Raw genomic sequence first — 17,763 nt, 5'->3', positions numbered from 1 at the left:
TTTCGTAAATTTTCACCTGAAACTACTATTTTTGCTCTAATCGTCCTACTTGTAGTCGGATTTTATCCTTTTTTGTTCTACCTTCAGTCATCATGACTTTTATTCTACCATAACCTCTAGCAGAGATTACATCGCCTTCTTGTACTTCAAAAGAAGTATCTTCTCTAACGGACCAATTCACTTTGACTTTTCCAGCTTTGATTAAACTTTGGGATTTTTGCCTAGATAGATTCACCACTGTTGCTAAAATCACATCTAACCTCATCGAAGAAACGGTATATGATTTTTCAAACCATTCTTCAGCTAACGTGATTAATTGATCTGTAGCTCTCACATGTTCAAGCTTTACTTTCGATTTCCCAATCGAAGTTAGGTTGGCTAGTATATAATCTTGCACTTCCCCTACAACGGCAAATTGAATCGTGTCTGTTTCTATACGAATATCCCCAAATTTACTGCGTTCAATACCGAGAGATAACAAAGCTCCTAAAACATCCGGGTGTTTTAGCTGAACAAATTTAGTTGGATAGTTCACAGAGAAAAAAGCGATCTGGAAATCCTCAGAGATTGGTTCAAAGTAATTCGGGCAAATAAAAAGCCTTTGACGTTCAGCATCTGGAAATCCCCCAAAGGTTCTTACATGCAGACCATTTTGCTGACCGATAATGGATAAAACAATAAAACGTTCCCGTGGGTCGAGAAAATCCGTAAGCTTTGGCGCAAAACGATCTTCTACTTCCCTTTGCCAGCCAATGACCTTTTCTATAAAAGTTTGCTCATCTTTCCTAAAATGCTGGATTAAATGCTCCATCCTCGCCAATCCTCACTTTTAATAACAATTGTATTTTAATATTCCTATATTCACGCGTTTTGTGGGGGAATTAAAAATTTTTCTAAAATTTATATTTGGAGTAACTTGTTTTTTCTATTGTGTAGCATGCATAGGCTCTTGTATTTAACAATTATTCTTTCAGTACTCTCATAAGTATTAAAAAAACCCCCACTTGTTCGTAGGGGCATGTCCTATGCAACCATGTTAAAGATATTAAGAAGTACGATTTTTACGCCTCGCTCAATAAAGCTTAATAGCAAAATTCCGATAATTGGAGAAAAATCAATCATCCCAATAGGTGGAATAAATTTTCTAAAGAAGCCTAAATATGGCTCACATAATTTTCCTAATAAACGGCCAAATCCGGATTGCTGAGCAGCTGGAACCCAAGACATTAGAATATAAATGATTAGCATAAACGAATAGATCGAAAATGCAATTGAAATAATATTTAAGATTGATACTAACATATAAATTGATAACCCTCTCTAAATTAAATTCCCCTTAATTGCCAGGAGTAAACCTTTACCCAAGCTATGTTGATTGTTCTCTATGTACTTAAAATCCAGAGGGTAACTTCATTCCTGCTGATAAGGAATGAAGCTAGTATTCCTCAGAAAAATAGTTAGAGATTTCACCGGATACCTCTACATTTTCTGGCGTACATAAAAATATATCAGTACCTATTCTTTGAATATCTCCGCCTAAAGCATAAACTGTTCCACTTAAGAAATCGATAATTCGAATTCCTGCTTCACGATCAATTCGTTGTAAATTTACAATGATAGCTCGTTTACTTTTTAAATGCTCAGAAATATCCTGGGCTTCAGCATAGACACGCGGCTCAACAATTACAACTTTAGAATTCTTCAACGAATTTGCAGCTTGTAAGCTTACAACATTACGAGGTGGTTGTGCCGCAGGAGATTCAACGTCCACAACTTTTCTTTCCTTTTTAGTACGTGACTTTGCTAACGGTTGCTCTTTTGGAAGATTCACTGGACTTTGGGCCTGAACTTCGACAGTCTCTTCATCTTCTTCTAGGTAAAAGAAATTTTTGATTTTATTTTTCATGCTCATCTAGTATCCCTCTTTTCTATCCAACAAGAGCTGTTCCAATTCTTACATAAGTTGCACCCTCTTCTACTGCTATCTCGAAGTCATTTGACATCCCCATTGAAAGCTCTTCACAAGGTGCAAACGGTAAGTTGAGCTTAACAACTTCCTGTTGTAGATTTTTTAATTCACGAAATACATTTCGGATTATTTGATCATCTTCTGTATTAGGAGCCATTGTCATCAAACCCACGATTCTAATATTTTCGAATTGGGCTATACTCTCGATAAATGGAATGACTTCATCTTTTGTAAGCCCATGCTTTGATTCTTCTCCGGATACATTTGCTTGCACAAAACAATTAATCGTTTTTTGTGCTCTTTTATTAATTTCTTCAGCTAAACTGAAACGATCTAAGGAATGGAGATAGTCAATTTCATTTATTACTTGCTTTACTTTTCTTGTTTGTAAGGATCCAATATAATGCCATTTTGCTTGGTTATTAATTTCGCTTTTTTTAGTTAATAATCCTTCTGGTCGATTTTCACCGAGATGAATGATTCCAGCTTCCACCGCTTCAAGAGCTCTTTCAGTAGAAACCTGTTTTGTAACAGCTATTATTGTAACTTCTTGTTTAGCAATGGAGCGAAATTTTGCTTGTTCTATTTTTTCATTTATGATTTGTAAGTTTTCTGTAATCTTTGCCAATTTAAACCCAACTTTACATCATTAGTTTCTTTCATTGTAACAATGTACATGCTACATTTCAATGCATTGCTACTTGCTTCAAGTAACTTCTCTTACTAAAATGACATCTTTTCCAACTACGAGTACATCACTTATTGGTACTTTTCTCACTTGTTCGTCATTTTGCATGAATGACATAAATTTTTTTGGCTCAGAAACTAAAAATGCAAGTATATTTCCTGTTTTTTCATCTACTTCAGCGTCAACAATATATCCAATAAAACGTCCATTCCCAGCCTCAATAATTTCTTTCTGCTGTACATCAGAAAATCGCACACAAATCTCCTTTCGTATACGTTTTGGTACTTTACTCTTTATTAACACTTATGCTTGGTAAGGAGAAATATTTACTTATAGAAAGGAAAATTACATATATGTTTTCTAGATATTTTTTGTGCAGATTTCGAATGGCAATAACCTTTTGTGTGCCATAGAATTTGTTTACTTCAGGATAGTTTGAATAGTAGGGTCTTCATACTTTCACTCCAAATAAAAACGCACTTAATTATAAGTGCGCTGCTAGTTTTATCCTAATTTATAGTCTTTTTGCATTGTCTCAATTGCATTTTTTTCTAATCGAGAAATTTGCGCTTGAGATATGCCGAGTGATTTTGCAATTTCAGTTTGTGTTTCGCCGTAATAGAATCGTTTTGATAGTATCATTTGCTGTCTTTCGTCTAACTTTTGCATACTTTCTTTTACACTTACATATGCAACCCATTGTTCTTCTGACACATCATCATCTCTTAATTGATCCATAATATAAACGGCATCACCGCCATCTGAATAGATTGGCTCTTGCAAAGATAGAGGATCCTGTATTGCATCCAGTGCATACAATACATCTTCCTTTTTCATTTCAATGGCTTCTGCCAATTGTTCAATTGTAGGCTCGTGTAAATTCTCTGAAATAAATTTTTCTTTTGCTTGCATTGCTTTATAAGCTATATCCCTTAAGGATCTAGAAACACGTAAAGCATGATGATCACGCAAGTGTCTTCGAATTTCACCAATGATCATTGGTACAGCATATGTTGAAAATCGAACATTATGCTTCAAATCAAAATGATCAATAGCTTTTAGTAAACCAATACAACCTACTTGGAATAGGTCATCTGCTTGTTCGCCACGGTAGGAAAATCTACCGACAATACTTAACACAAGCCTTAAATTACAAATTACCAGTTCATCTCTTACCCATTCTTCTCCAGCCTGTAAGCGAACGAACAGCGCTCTCATCTCTTCATGTTTTAGCACTGGCAAAGAAGCAGTATCTACACCACAAAGTTCTACTTTAGTACGAACCATCTTCTTTTCCTCCGAACTGTCATTTTTTTCCCCGCATTAACTGCTGTGAAAACCAAAGGAATAAACAGTCAGTAAATGCATGAATTTCTATGTGCATAGACAATTGCACATAGAAATGTGGCAATGTCTATGAAGCACAAAAGATGCACTTTAACTTTCATCAGGAATTTTTATGAAAGTTTCACATATATCTCTGAACTGTTTTTTAAGTTTGTCCGGAATAAAAAAGAATATGCACAAAATTTTCGTCCAATTTCATCCAATCGACTTGAAAAGCGGAGAACGCCTTTTTAGCTCCGAATACAACTGGCCGACAATAATGCCACGTCCGTGTGGCATTGTCGGCACTTGCCCATCCTCGGGCGGCGGAGGGGCTGACAAAAGGACATTCTTTGCCCTTTTAGGCAGCACCGAAGTTGGCGAGGAGCTGGCATTTGCAGCTGGACATTAGAAAAGCGGAGCTGCTCTTTAGCTCCGCTTTAAAGTAAACTTCTGTTTACCATTTTAAGAAATTGGTTGATTTAAATGTTCACGTAAATCTAAAATAATTTTCTTTTCTAATCGTGAAATATAGGATTGAGAAATCCCTAAATGGTCTGCTACTTCTTTTTGAGTCATTTCCTGCTTTCCATTCAAACCAAATCGGCATTCCATAATATAGCGTTCCCGTTCACTTAGCCCGTTTATGGCTTGGAACATATGCTGTCGTTCAATTTTTTTCTCGACATCATTCATAATAATTTGCTCTTCTGTACCAAGAATGTCTGAAAGGAGTAGCTCATTACCATCTGGATCTGAATTTAAAGGCTCGTCCAACGACACTTCACCCTTCATACGGCTTGTCTTTCGTAAATGCATTAAGATTTCGTTTTCAATACATCTAGATGCATAAGTTGCTAATTTAATATTCTTCTCTGTATTAAAGGTCTCAATGGCTTTTATTAAACCAATAGAACCGATACTAATTAGATCTTCAATTGGCGTTCCCGTGTTATCGAAACGTCTCGCAATATAAACAACAAGACGAAGATTTCTTTCAATTAGTGTGTCTCTTGCTCTCAAATCACCATTCATAAAGGCTTCAATAACTGTCATCTCTTCTTCTCTAGTTAATGGTACTGGCAATGAATCGTGCCCTCCTATATAGTACGTTCCCTTAAGTCGAAACTTACTCCAAATTTTTCTAAAAAAATTAATTATTTTATTAAACAATCATTTTCCCCCTTTATGCGTAAATTTGATTAAGTGACCCATCTATAGCAAAAGAATTCAATATCTACTATTGATAGGTGAGCTGATTGGGCGCATGCGGATTTACCTCTCCTACACTTCTTCATTTTACTAGTCATCTAGGAAGGAGATTTTAGTACCCTTTAATGCTAGAAAAATACACCTCAAGTAGACGTCCAAATTTTGGATCTCACAATTTTACTTCCCACTTATAAGTTGAGAAAAATTTGCAAAGTGCTTACCTAATAAGTAGTTTAGCTAAAGAGCCAAAACGTGAAGAATCATTTGTGCGTCTTGTGGATACCTCGCATCCTGTTTAGTGAAAACAACATACTGTTCGAAGATTTCTTTCGTAGTAGCACCACATAGTTTTAGTTTGTCAAACCGGAAAGCAAGCACTGTTGACCGTTCTTGTTGAACCGTCGATAGCGTTAATACCCTTACTCTAGGGTAAACATACGTAGGAAACATCTTTAGTTGATAAGGATTCGTTTCATCCCATTCCAGTAAGGCTTTATGGAAGTCCTCAGGTAGATCCTTGGATACTGCCGAATACGAGAGAAAATGTACTGGTTTTCCACTCATGGGTTCCGTGCATTCATTACCAGTATCAATAAATCCTTTTAAACTGAATGATTTCTTAAATAGTTCGAGGTCACACTCTACGACAAATGAATGTTGAATCTTTGATTGCATCATTTCTCTCCACTTTGAGTGAATCACTGTTAAACCGATAAAGGCGATGGCTGTACATAATATAAAAAAGGTGACATCGGATTGATTTAATAAAAAAGGCAGTAAGCTTGTTAAAACGCCACCTAGAAAAAAGGTTGTAATAAATAGTACAGTGCCTTGCTTTAACAATGATTGGAGTCTAAAGGAAAAGGCTAGTCCAATTAATACGATAAAACTTAATAAGGCTCCAATTAATGTCTGGTAGAAAATGCTTGCAATCAGACCACTACAAAATGCACTAAGTAGCAACCTACTCCTTTTCACATACAATCCCGTTATTTCTTGTGTAAATTTTAATAAAAAATAATTGAATAACGTATTGTATAGTACGAGTAATTCTCCAATCATTTCAGCGTCCTCCTGTTAATAGAGTAACATCCTAATCTTTCAGAAAATGTCAAACCATCGTACAAATATGAATTTTCTTTTTGACAATATTTTTAATAAAACGCAGTTATTTGACATAATTTGTAGAAATTTTCAACTAGGAAAAGGTACAGGAGAAATAGTAATGAAGTTGTTTCTATGTGTCATGTTGCTATTGTGGCTGATACTTTTAGATGTTTTAATCTAGTATTTTTTAAGAGAGCGATCTAATCACAAATACACCTCGAGCCAATTTTTTGTCTCTACGCTTAAAACATTTCATCAAGCGTAAGAAACACATTCTACTTTTACTTTCTTTTCAGGACGCATTTCATCCGACATTATTTGAAATTCACAAATTAAAAAAGCCATCTCAACTTAATGAGATGGCTTCTATTTATGTCGAATTAAATCTTACTGCGGCGTATTATCGATTACGACGGTTACGTAAGAATGTTGGAATTTCTAATACATCATCTTGCTGTTGTTGTACCTGTCTTTGTGGCTCTTGTTGATGCTGAACAGGTTGCTCTTGTACACGTTCACGAATTGGTGCTTGTGGTTGAGCTTGAGCTTGTCCACCTCGCATAGTTCCCATCGGACGAGTGTTATTTTGGCGTTGTGGCTGAGTTAGGATATCATCAGAAAAGCCTGTTGCGATGACAGTAACGATAATTTCATCGTTAAGGTTTTCGTTAATAACCGAACCGAAGATCATGTTTACTTCTTCATCTGAAGCAGATGCAACAATATCTGCTGCCTCTTGTACTTCAAATAAGCTTAGATTTGATCCACCAGTAATGTTCATGATAACGCCTTTTGCTCCATCGATTGAAGTTTCAAGTAATGGGCTCGAAATCGCTTTTTTCGCTGCTTCCGTTGCACGGTTCTCACCAGTTGCAATACCGATTCCCATTAATGCAGAACCTTTGTCGGACATGATTGTTTTTACATCTGCAAAGTCAAGGTTAATAAGACCTGGCGTAGCGATTAAGTCTGAAATACCTTGTACCCCTTGTCGAAGTACATTGTCTGCCTCACGGAATGCCTCAAGCATTGGAGTGCTTTTATCAACAATTTGCAGTAATTTATCATTTGGAATTACGATTAACGTATCAACCGCTTCCTTCATTGCTGCAATACCACCGATTGCTTGTGTTTGGCGTTTGCGTCCTTCAAAAGAGAATGGGCGTGTTACTACACCAACAGTTAACGCTCCTAAATCACGAGCAATTGAAGCAATAACTGGTGCAGCACCTGTTCCAGTACCTCCACCCATACCAGCAGTTACGAATACCATATCTGCTCCACGAAGAACTTCTTCGATTTGCTCACGGCTCTCTTCAGCTGCTTTTTTACCTACTTCTGGGTTTGCACCTGCCCCAAGGCCTCTTGTTAACTTATTGCCAATCTGTAATCTATATTCTGCCTTTGATAGATTTAAAGCTTGTGCATCAGTATTTACGGCAATAAAGTCAACACCTTGTACACCGTGCTCAATCATTCTATTTACTGCGTTATTACCGCCACCGCCGACACCAATGACCTTGATATTAGCTAGTTGGTCTATATTCGTATCAAATTCTAACATAGTTTCTCCTCCTGCCACACGAATCTCGAATTATTATTCGAAAAACTTATCGAATAGTTTCTTAGCTTTATTAATTACGCTTGTTTTGTTTGTATTGTTGCTTTCTTTTTCTACTGGAGTAGATTGTTTTTTAGGAGGTGTTGTTCCAGCTCCAACTGTTGCATATGCAGGTGCCTGAACTGGACTTCTACCATAAAATTCATCCTCTAAATTCGCATAACGTATTAACCCTACAGCAGTTGTATAAGCTGATTCACGAACACCTATATAGTCTGGAGTATAAATTCTTACACGTGTTTGCATAACTTGACGAGCAAGTTGTGCAATTCCCTCTAGTTGAGCAACACCACCTGTAAGGACTACTCCGCCAGGTAAATCACGGACTCCTAAACGAGCTAATTCATCTAAAACTAGTTCGAATAATTCTTCAAGACGTACACCGATAATTTCTGAAATAAATTTTTGACTATATTGATCCATAACATCTGTGCCAGAAACTGGTACTTCGAAAATTTCTTCGTCTGAAGCATCTTCATAAAATGCATGTCCAAACTGTTTCTTTATAATTTCTGCTTGTTCAGTTGGTGTTTTAAGTACAATTGATAAATCTTTTGTAATATGTTCGCCACCAACAGGGATAACTCCTGTTCTTGCAAGTAAGCCATCTTCAAAAACTGCAACGGTTGTGGAGCCTCCTCCTAAATCGATAAAGGCTGTCCCTTGGTTTTTCTCGTCTTCCGTTAAGGCGAAAAATCCTGCTGCCAATGGTTGTAAATAGATTTCTCTTATTTGCAAACCAGCTCGTTCAACACAACGTAAAACGTTATGAACGAGAGTTTTCGAAGTTGTAATCATTGTAGCATCCATCTCTAAACGAATACCAATCATACCACGTGGATCTTTGATTTCATCGAGATTATCGACAATGAATTGTCTAGGGATAATATTTACAAGCTCTCTTTCAGGTGGAATTGACATCACTTGTGCGGATTCAATAACTCTGTCTAAGTCTTCATCAGTAATTTCACGGTTTTCGCTATTGACAGCTACCACACCTTTTACTGGCTGAAGTGTTGTTTGATTTGCGGGTATACCTAGTACTACCTCGTTTATTTTAATTCCTGTCATACGTTCTGCTTGTTCAATCGCTTTTTTTATCGATTGTACAGTTGCATCTATATCAACGATTGCGCCTTTACGTATACCGTTCGATTTTACATTACCAACACCAATTACGTGTAATTGGTTATCTGTAATCTCTCCTATCAAAACTTTAATAGAAGATGAACCAATGTCTAGTGATATATAAATATCCTGGTGATTCATCATTCCGCACCTCCTTCGGTTCCTACTATATTTTATTCTATTGTAATTCCATAGTAATGTCTAAATAAAATGATATATACATTCTAATTTTACAGCTATTATACTGTATTTTCATCCTTTTTTATATGTCTCTCTTCCCATTTTGCTATCAAAATTCGTCGAATGACTGCAATATTTTGGAATAATCGGACACCAAAGGCAAAAATTGCTGCCAAGTAAAGGTCAACACCTAGATGTACACCTAAAAATGCTAGTCCAGCTGCAAGTACTATATTAAAGAAAAAACCTGACAAGAATACTTTATCGTCATATACTTGCTGTAAATTTGCTCTAATCCCACCAAATAGAGTATCTAACGCTGCTAATACAGCAATTGATAGATAATTTTCATATATAGCGGGAATTTGAATATCGGTTAACAACCCTAAACTCAAGCCTAATATTAATCCTAATAATGGTAACCACATAGTTATTCCCCTTCGTTATCTTCTACTAAGAAATCTGTTGATAATTGTCCATCAAATTCTGAAATGGTAATATTTTCTTGCGCTTCATTTATATTTAAATTTAAATTATCAAGGTAAAAATCATCTCTAAAAGGCGAAGCGAATAAATAACCATATAGTTTTTCAGCTTTTTCGAAGGTTTCAGTGATAATCTTGATATCAATATTTGTTTCATCAATCGGAACACTATTAACGTTTGTTACACCATTGATATCTCGAATCGCCGATGTATGCGTAAGGCGTTGTCCATCAATTTCTATATAAAGGCCATCGTAACGATAAATTTCATTAACTAATCGAATTAATAAATCAGCTGAAATAGGTTCAATCTCATAACCAAATTGTATTAATTCCGTAGCAGGTGTTATCTCTAAAACAAGTCCTGGACCACTTACGGATAATAAGCCAATTTGACGCTTAAGATCATCCACTGTGTTATTTAATAGAACAGCTTGACTCTCCGCATCGTCATCTTCGTATTGTTTGATAAATTCATTGTAGCTAGCAATTTCTTTTAACAATTGTGAGTGATTTTCTTTTTCTTCAGATAATTCCTGCCTTATAGCCCAAATATCCCTTGTATCTCTTGTCGTAGGATTTTGAACAGTATTATATTGAACAGCAATCATAACACCTACAATAAATGATACAACCGTTATTCGGGTAACTATTTTATTTGTCATCGGTTCCCCTCCTAAACGCTTTAGGCTTGTCCTCGAATAATTTTACGTCTCTTCAGTTAATGAAGGCATTTGAATCAGATTTTTCTCCTCTATTGTCACGACAATATTATCACTCAATAATTGGTCGAATACTCCTCCAACGATTTTTAATGATGATACAAGTGTTTTAGAATCACCAACTGCTTCAATCACAAATGGTGCAGGATACTGTTTATCATCAATCGTAATAACTGGTCCATTACATCTGATATACGAATTCGATTTTAACCTTTGTCCATTTATTGCAATACTTTCTGCTCCTGAAATTTTCAATTCATTAATTACAGATAGTACATGGCTCTCATGTACAATATATTCATTCGGGTTGCTGGAGTTAGGATTATATTCGTTATCCTTAAGGGTAACCTGAATTCCTTGTCCCTGCGCTGGAATTACTCCTAGCATTAATCGTAATTTTTCAGCTTCTTCAATTAAATGTTCATATTCAACTTCATTTTCTCCAAAGGATTTTTCATATTCTCTCAGTTGATTTTGCAATTCATTGAGTTCCTCTGCTAATTCTTTGTTTCTCTCCTGCTGTTCAATCAAATCTTCTCGAAAGGATTCTTCTTGGTCTATATAAGAATTATTAATTTTTTCATGATTTTTTGTTAATTTATACGAATAACCGATAATAAATCCTGTTGTGATACATACAATTAGTATGATGAGCTGCTTTCTTGTAAATTTGTTGTATTTTTTACTCTGAAGTGGTTTCTTCATCATCCATCACTTCCTGTTCTTCGATCACCGCTTCACCAGATTCATCAATATTAAAATCAAATTGTGCATATTCATCCAAATACGATCTGTAATATGACCCTACTTCTATATCAATTATTCCCTTTTCATTACTCCCTACACTTTCAATTTGAGCTACAATTGAAGGATAATAATCCAACTTTTCAGCTAATGTATTAACCTCGGCTCGAACCTCATAGCCATCATTCATGTAAAGGGTAATCGCATATGGATCGCTGCTTGACGGTGTTGAATTGATTTGAGAGATTAACGATAATACCGTTGGATCTAACTTTGCGAGCTCCGTTAACAATTTTTTCCTCAATTTTTCATCTTCAAATTCCAAAAATAAAGGTGCATCAATTGGTTCCAAGCTACTTACTTCTTTTAAAACATCACCATTTTCTAACATAGGGTAAAGTTCATTATCAAGGGAAATATAAGCTACTTTTTCCCATTCTTGTATTGAAATTTGAACGGTAGTTAGCCATTTTCTTTTTACGGTAACATCCTTTACCCAATGGTAGTCCCTGATACTGTCCTCAATATCATTTATTTTGAATCCCCACATCGAATCTCCAGTTTGTAGATTGGATTGTTTCTCATAAACATCCGACTCTACCAACCCAGCACCAATCACTTCCACTTTTTTGATTTCGCTATACGGAGATTGAAAGTAAAGGAGTAAAAATAATGTTGCTAAGAATAATACAAGTAAGAAGATAAATTTAAAATTTGTTCTTTTTCTTCTTTTTTCCCTTAGGGTTGGGATACGTTCTTCAATATCAATTACTTTATCCATAATTTTTACTCCTCCTTTCCTCCACCATGAATTTAGACTTCCTTAAAATTAAGTAATATCGCTTTTGTTTGCAAAGCTAACAATAATTGCCACAACAAACCAGATAATCATCAGTGAAGTACCACCATAACTGATGAATGGTAATGTCACGCCAGTTACTGGAATCAATCCAATTACAACCCCGATATTTAACGCCGCTTGGAAGCCAACCATTCCAACCAAAGCAGATATGGCATAAAAATCAGCGCTTTTCAATGATTGAATGGCCAGTCCGCACCCCGAATAAATAAATACAGCAAAAAGTGCTAATACAACACAGCCACCCAAAAACCCAATTTCCTCCAATATAATGGAGAAAATAAAGTCGTTTTGTGGCTCCGGTAGATATAAAAACTTTTGACGACTTTGTTGAAAGCCATGTCCTAGTATCCCTGCCGGTCCTATGGCAAGCAATGATTGAACCGCTTGGAAGCCACTTCCCAATGCATCTTCCCAAGGATTAACAAACGCTTCGATTCGCTTTAACCGGTAAGGTGCTGAGGCTATCAAGGCAACCAATCCTACTACACCAATCACTATAAAACCGACATATAATTTTATTGGATACCTTGCTATGAACAATAAAATAAATGCCGCTACTACTAATATAAAAACCGAACCAAAATCAGGCTGCAGCATAATTAATCCACAAGGAATAATAATAATTAAAAAATGCTTCAGTTGTACAACCCGTTCATCATTTTTTACTTTACTCAGTAAAAAACTTAAATACATTAAAGTCGTAATTTTCACTATCTCAGCTGGTTGGATGGTTAATGGACCCAGACCAATCCAGCTTTGTGAACCATTTCTCACAAGACCGACACCTGGTATTAAAACAAGCACTAATAATAGTAATGAAATGACATAAAGTATGATCCAAGTCTTTTCTTCTGTAAAAATCGGCATATTTGTAATAAACAGAAATACGACAATAGCTAGAACTAAGTAAATACTTTGCTTTAGGTAGAAGGGCATTTCCCCTTCATAATGCATAGAGCTCCAATATGTACCAGCAGAATAAATGAAAATAATTCCTATCAATGACAGTAAGATTGCAGAAATTATAAAGAGCCTCTTATACGTAAACTTCAGCTATGGCATCCTTTCCTCTTTTGTAGAAAAGCGGAAGGTGCTTACTTATGTCTCCAACAGCAATCCGAAGAATCAACCAAAGGAAGCTTTTAGTCCTTTTCTTGCGATCTTTGAAATTGTGCAGGAGAGCCAGCACCTTCTGCTAGTCACTGTTCGAAATTGTACACTTTACTTTCTTGCCTGTTAGAATATTTTGATTAGAGGTTACACTAATCCAATTATTTGATCATCTACTCTAATTTTAGGATACATTCGTTTTAGATTATTAAATTCCACCGATAAGTACTTTATAGCTTCATAACAGCATCAATGAATAAATCGCCTCTAATTTCAAAGCTTTTGTACTGATCCCAACTTGCACATGCAGGGGATAATAATATTACATCCCCTCTTTCTGAAATAGAAGCTGCTTTTGACACTGCATCTTCAACGTTTTCAGCTATCACGGTTTCTTCTACTCCACAAGATTTCGCAAATTCAATAAATCTTTCCCGTGTTTGACCAAAGGCTACAACACTTTTTACATTTCTCATAGAAGAACGCAGCTCCTCAAATGAGTGATTGCGATCTAATCCACCAGCCAGTAAAACTGTTGGTTGTGTAAAAGCTTCTAAAGCAACTTTTGTTGCTAAACAATTTGTTGCTTTTGAGTCATTGTAGATTTTTCGTCCATTCCAATCACGTACAAACTGTGTACGGTGACGAACGCCAGTAAATGTTCTTAATACTTCTACTAACGCCTCTTTATCACAGCCATATAAAATACATGCAGCCAGTGCAGCTAATATATTTTCTAAATTATGTTTCCCGGGAAGTGCAATATTTACTCTTTCTAAAAATACTTCACCCTGCCAATAAATCGTCGTATCATCTGCGCTAATTCCCTCATTTGAATGTCCATTTGAGCTAAATGGAATTTTTTGCGCATTCGATTTAGCCGCATACTCCTTCACAATCTCTTGCTCTGCATTATAGATCAACCAATCTGTTTCATCTTGATTTCTTGTAATATTAAATTTAGCCTCTGCATAGTCCTCAAATGTCCCGTGGTAATCTAAGTGGGCATCATATAGGTTCGTTAAAATTGCAATTTTTGGTTTAAATTCATTTGTCCCCATTAATTGGAAAGAGGATAGTTCAGTAACAATTACATTCTGGTCAGTTGCACTAGCAGCTACCCCGCAAGCAACGGTGCCAATATTTCCGGCAATTAGTGGATTCTTCCCTCCACTATTCAACATTTCAAATATAAGAGTAGTAGTCGTCGTTTTTCCATTTGTCCCTGTAATTCCAATAATTGGTGCCTCACTTACTAAATAAGCTAGTTCTACTTCTGTTATTACCTGGATTCCACGTTTTACTGCATCATCCACGATTGGATTTGAATATGGAATACCTGGATTCTTAACGAGCAGTTCAAATCCTTCATCTAGCAAATCCTCTGGATGTCTTCCACAAATAACCGTAATCCCTTTCTCCAAAAGGCCTTGTGCCTGTGGATTTTCATCAAAGGGCTTTGAATCATTTACCGTAACGAAAGCACCTAAGTCATGAAGCAGTTCTGCTGCAGCTACTCCACTTTTCGCTAAGCCAAGTACTAACACTTTTTTATGTTGTAATTTTGTATATTGAATCATAGCAATGCCTCCGATACTACTGCAATTAATGCAACAACCAATGCCGTTGACCAAAAGACGCCTACCACTTTACGCTCGGACCAACCAGACAGTTCAAAATGGTGGTGAATTGGGCTCATTTTAAAGATTCGTTTTCCACGTAGTTTAAAGCTTGCTACTTGTAAGATAACTGATAATGTTTCAACGACAAACACTAAGCCAATTAACAATAATAGTAGTTCTGCTTTTACTAGAATGGATACAAGGGCAAGGGCCCCACCTAAAGCTAAAGAGCCCGTATCCCCCATAAATACCTTTGCAGGATTTGCATTAAATAGTAAAAACCCTAAAAGTGCACCTGTTACGGCAAACGTAAATAACGCAACATCGGCTTGGCCATTGAACAAAGCGATAACTCCGAATGCGGTAAAGGCAATGGATGCAGTACCAGCAACTAGACCATCCAATCCATCAGTTAAATTCACAGCATTAGAGAAGCCTACCAACCAGAAGATTAAAAAACCAACATATAAAATCCCTAAATCAATAGAAAACTCTGTAAACGGTATACTTATTGAGGTATCGAAAGATCCAAGTCGTAATAGTAGAAATGCAGCAATCGAGATAATTATTTGACCGATTAATTTTTGCAGCGATGTTAGTCCTAAATTACGTTTAAAAATGACTTTAATGCCATCATCCAAAAATCCGATCAAACCAAAACCAGCTAAGACTAGGATGATTACGACAGATTGAGTCGTAAATATGTCAGACATATTTCCAACAATTACCGTTGTAGCAATAATCGAGATTAAAAAAATTATGCCACCCATCGTTGGTGTTCCAGCTTTTTTCATATGTGATTGTGGACCCTCTTCTCGAATACTCTGTCCAAATTTCATTCGACGAAGTATTGGGATTAAAATCGGTGCCAAAACCACTGAAACGATAAATGAAATTGCTAGAATGGTTATTGTTGTTGTAATTGTCATGTTAAATCTCCTCTTATTTCTGTTCTTTCTTCTTTAGTATTATATATAAAATCTATTTTTAGCATCATTTACACTAAGAAGTTACTAACTAATTTTTTTCGTCCAAATACAGATGTATTGTCCCATCTTGTTCTAGAATATTGTCTGGTTCAGGTAATTGAGCTTTTATAATATTCCCTTCACCATGTATTTCCATTTTAAATGGATACTGCAATTTCGCAATTTCATCCACTGAATAGCCTACTAAATTTGGCACTTTATCAGTAATTGGGTCTCCCCAACGATATTGTTTTTCCATTTGACCTTCACGATCTACCTCTATGCCCACTGTCGGAGCAATATCCTCAATAATTTGTCCAACGATTGGTGCAGCAATTGTACTACCAAATACTGTAGAGCTCTTTGGATTGTCGATAGCCACATAAACAACCACTTCAGGATTATCAGCAGGAGCAAAACCTATAAATGATACGATATATTCTCCGTCTTTATAACGACCATCTACTACTTTTTGTGCAGTACCTGTTTTTCCACCAATACGAAGCCCATCACGGAAGGCAGCTCTACCAGAACCATTAGCAACTACTGATTCTAGGGCATTACGAACCTGTGCTGAAGTTTCTTCACTTATTACTGTTCGTTTCAATTCCGGCTTATTTTCAATTATTGTTTTACCAGATTCAGAATCAACCACTTTTGATACAACATAAGGTGTAAATAATTTCCCGCCATTTACGCTTGCTGCCACAGCTTGGATTTGTTGAATTGGTGTTACAGCAATCCCTTGACCGAAGGAGGTTGTTGCATGTTCCACTGGACCAAAAGCTTCTTTTGAAAAAAGTATTCCTGAGGCTTCGCCTGGAATATTTGAACCAGTAGTTTCACCAAATCCGAAGTCTTTTATATATTGTAGAAGCTTTTCAGAGCCTACCCGTTGTCCCATCTCGATAAAGCCAGGGTTACAAGAGTTCTCTACCACCTCTAAAAAAGTTTCACTACCGTGTCCCTCACGCTTCCAGCATCGTAGTCGAGAGTCCTCAACCATTACATAACCTTTGTCATAAAACGTATCCTTCTCTAAGTCTACAACACCTTCCTCAAGTGCTGCACTTAAAGTAATGATTTTAAAAGTAGAACCCGGCTCGTAGGTCATCCAAACCGGTAGATTTCGGTTATATATGGATTGATCTACCTCTGAATAATTAGCAGGATCATATGTAGGGTAGGATGATAATGCTAATATTTCACCAGTATTCACATTCATCGCCATAGCTAATGCTTGGTCTGCATCATATTTTTCCATCGCTTGAGATAGTTCTCTTTCTACTACCTTTTGAACGTCCAGATCAATAGTTAGTTCTACCGTTGCACCTGCATCACCTTCACGCCATTCATCATCCACATGAGGGAGGGAATTTCCTTGTGCATCCGTAAAGAGCCGAATAGCTGCTTTTTTTGATGTTAACACCTTATTATATTGATATTCCATACCTGCAAGACCCTGTGTGTCATAGCCAGTAAATCCTATGAATCGTGATAATAAGTCTCCATAAGGATAATGGCGTACATAATCTGCACCGCTATATAGCCCACCTATTTTTAGACCTTGAATTTTAACTGCTTGTTCGTACGTAATATTTTTTTCAAGTTTAACTAAATATTCTCGTGTGTTCATTTTCTCAAATAACTTTTTTGCATCTAGGTCTAACACCGAAGCGATTTGATTTGCTGCTTCTTCAATATTATCGTTCTGTGCAGGCATAAAATAAAGCGTCGGGGCTAATTTATTCGTTACAATGACTTCCCCATTCCGGTCTACAATTTCTCCTCTTTCTGATGCAAATGGAATTTCCCTATCCCAATTTTCCTTTGCCAATTCTGTAAGCTTATCATGCTGGATGACTTGGACATAAAATAACCTTATTACTACTGCTAAACCAAAAAGTATAAAACCATAAACAATTAACTTCAATCGATTCTTTGAAATGGTCGATATCCACTTCATTCTATTTCACACCTCGTTTTTAACAAAGTATGAAATAATAACTGCTTGTATTC

At 36.3% G+C, this 17,763-nt stretch carries 18 protein-coding genes; all 18 read right to left on the bottom strand.

Annotated features, from left to right (window positions below):
• Positions 1 to 25: 25 nt before the first annotated feature.
• The gene (locus tag C1N55_RS05825) at positions 26 to 811 is read right to left on the bottom strand and encodes a YlmH family RNA-binding protein (RefSeq protein ID WP_137727944.1); all 786 of its coding nucleotides are present in this window, start codon (positions 809 to 811) and stop codon (positions 26 to 28) included.
• Positions 812 to 1,023: 212 nt separating this feature from the next.
• On the bottom strand, positions 1,024 to 1,302 hold the full coding sequence (locus C1N55_RS05820) for a YggT family protein (protein WP_137727943.1): 279 nt from the start codon (positions 1,300 to 1,302) through the stop codon (positions 1,024 to 1,026).
• A 133-nt stretch (positions 1,303 to 1,435) separates the two neighbouring features.
• Positions 1,436 to 1,912 carry a cell division protein SepF gene (locus tag C1N55_RS05815; RefSeq protein ID WP_137727942.1) on the bottom strand — a complete coding sequence of 159 codons (477 nt, stop codon included), beginning with the start codon at positions 1,910 to 1,912 and terminating at the stop codon, positions 1,436 to 1,438.
• Positions 1,913 to 1,928: 16 nt separating this feature from the next.
• Positions 1,929 to 2,597, bottom strand: coding sequence for a YggS family pyridoxal phosphate-dependent enzyme (locus C1N55_RS05810; protein WP_137727941.1), 669 nt, complete (start codon positions 2,595 to 2,597; stop codon positions 1,929 to 1,931).
• A 78-nt stretch (positions 2,598 to 2,675) separates the two neighbouring features.
• Entirely contained in the window at positions 2,676 to 2,912 is a 237-nt protein-coding gene (locus C1N55_RS05805; protein WP_137727940.1) for a PRC-barrel domain-containing protein, read from the bottom strand.
• Positions 2,913 to 3,161: 249 nt separating this feature from the next.
• Positions 3,162 to 3,944, bottom strand: coding sequence for an RNA polymerase sporulation sigma factor SigG (gene sigG / locus C1N55_RS05800; protein ID WP_036202775.1), 783 nt, complete (start codon positions 3,942 to 3,944; stop codon positions 3,162 to 3,164).
• Positions 3,945 to 4,448: 504 nt separating this feature from the next.
• The gene (gene sigE / locus C1N55_RS05795) at positions 4,449 to 5,156 is read right to left on the bottom strand and encodes an RNA polymerase sporulation sigma factor SigE (protein ID WP_137727939.1); all 708 of its coding nucleotides are present in this window, start codon (positions 5,154 to 5,156) and stop codon (positions 4,449 to 4,451) included.
• 276 nt (positions 5,157 to 5,432) lie between these two features.
• The gene (locus tag C1N55_RS05790; protein WP_137727938.1) at positions 5,433 to 6,257 is read right to left on the bottom strand and encodes a sigma-E processing peptidase SpoIIGA; all 825 of its coding nucleotides are present in this window, start codon (positions 6,255 to 6,257) and stop codon (positions 5,433 to 5,435) included.
• 445 nt (positions 6,258 to 6,702) lie between these two features.
• Positions 6,703 to 7,866: a cell division protein FtsZ gene (gene ftsZ / locus C1N55_RS05785; RefSeq protein ID WP_137727937.1), complete on the bottom strand. Its 1,164-nt coding sequence runs from the start codon at positions 7,864 to 7,866 to the stop codon at positions 6,703 to 6,705.
• 33 nt (positions 7,867 to 7,899) lie between these two features.
• Positions 7,900 to 9,192, bottom strand: a complete 1,293-nt coding sequence (gene ftsA, locus C1N55_RS05780; RefSeq protein ID WP_137730551.1) for a cell division protein FtsA — start codon at positions 9,190 to 9,192, stop codon at positions 7,900 to 7,902.
• Between the two features lie 98 nt (positions 9,193 to 9,290).
• Complete coding sequence (locus tag C1N55_RS05775; RefSeq protein ID WP_137727936.1) at positions 9,291 to 9,659, bottom strand: small basic family protein; 369 nt, start codon at positions 9,657 to 9,659, stop codon at positions 9,291 to 9,293.
• 2 nt (positions 9,660 to 9,661) lie between these two features.
• Positions 9,662 to 10,381: a DUF881 domain-containing protein gene (locus C1N55_RS05770; protein ID WP_137727935.1), complete on the bottom strand. Its 720-nt coding sequence runs from the start codon at positions 10,379 to 10,381 to the stop codon at positions 9,662 to 9,664.
• A 42-nt stretch (positions 10,382 to 10,423) separates the two neighbouring features.
• Positions 10,424 to 11,143, bottom strand: coding sequence for a DUF881 domain-containing protein (locus tag C1N55_RS05765; protein WP_137730550.1), 720 nt, complete (start codon positions 11,141 to 11,143; stop codon positions 10,424 to 10,426).
• A complete protein-coding gene (locus C1N55_RS05760) occupies positions 11,121 to 11,963 on the bottom strand; it encodes a cell division protein FtsQ/DivIB (RefSeq protein WP_137727934.1) in 843 nt (280 codons plus the stop codon). Before C1N55_RS05760 ends, C1N55_RS05765 begins: the two co-directional genes overlap by 23 nt.
• A 48-nt stretch (positions 11,964 to 12,011) precedes the next feature.
• A complete protein-coding gene (locus C1N55_RS05755; protein WP_240758463.1) occupies positions 12,012 to 13,097 on the bottom strand; it encodes an FtsW/RodA/SpoVE family cell cycle protein in 1,086 nt (361 codons plus the stop codon).
• A 287-nt stretch (positions 13,098 to 13,384) separates the two neighbouring features.
• Positions 13,385 to 14,734: a UDP-N-acetylmuramoyl-L-alanine--D-glutamate ligase gene (gene murD, locus C1N55_RS05750; protein ID WP_137727932.1), complete on the bottom strand. Its 1,350-nt coding sequence runs from the start codon at positions 14,732 to 14,734 to the stop codon at positions 13,385 to 13,387.
• Positions 14,731 to 15,705: a phospho-N-acetylmuramoyl-pentapeptide-transferase gene (gene mraY, locus C1N55_RS05745; protein WP_137727931.1), complete on the bottom strand. Its 975-nt coding sequence runs from the start codon at positions 15,703 to 15,705 to the stop codon at positions 14,731 to 14,733. Before mraY ends, murD begins: the two co-directional genes overlap by 4 nt.
• An 88-nt stretch (positions 15,706 to 15,793) precedes the next feature.
• Positions 15,794 to 17,710, bottom strand: a complete 1,917-nt coding sequence (locus C1N55_RS05740) for a stage V sporulation protein D (RefSeq protein WP_137727930.1) — start codon at positions 17,708 to 17,710, stop codon at positions 15,794 to 15,796.
• Positions 17,711 to 17,763 lie beyond the last annotated feature (53 nt).

Origin of the sequence: Lysinibacillus sp. SGAir0095 (assembly GCF_005491425.1) — a bacterium.
GTDB lineage: Bacteria > Bacillota > Bacilli > Bacillales_A > Planococcaceae > Ureibacillus.
This window is presented reverse-complemented; position numbering and strand designations above follow the sequence as displayed.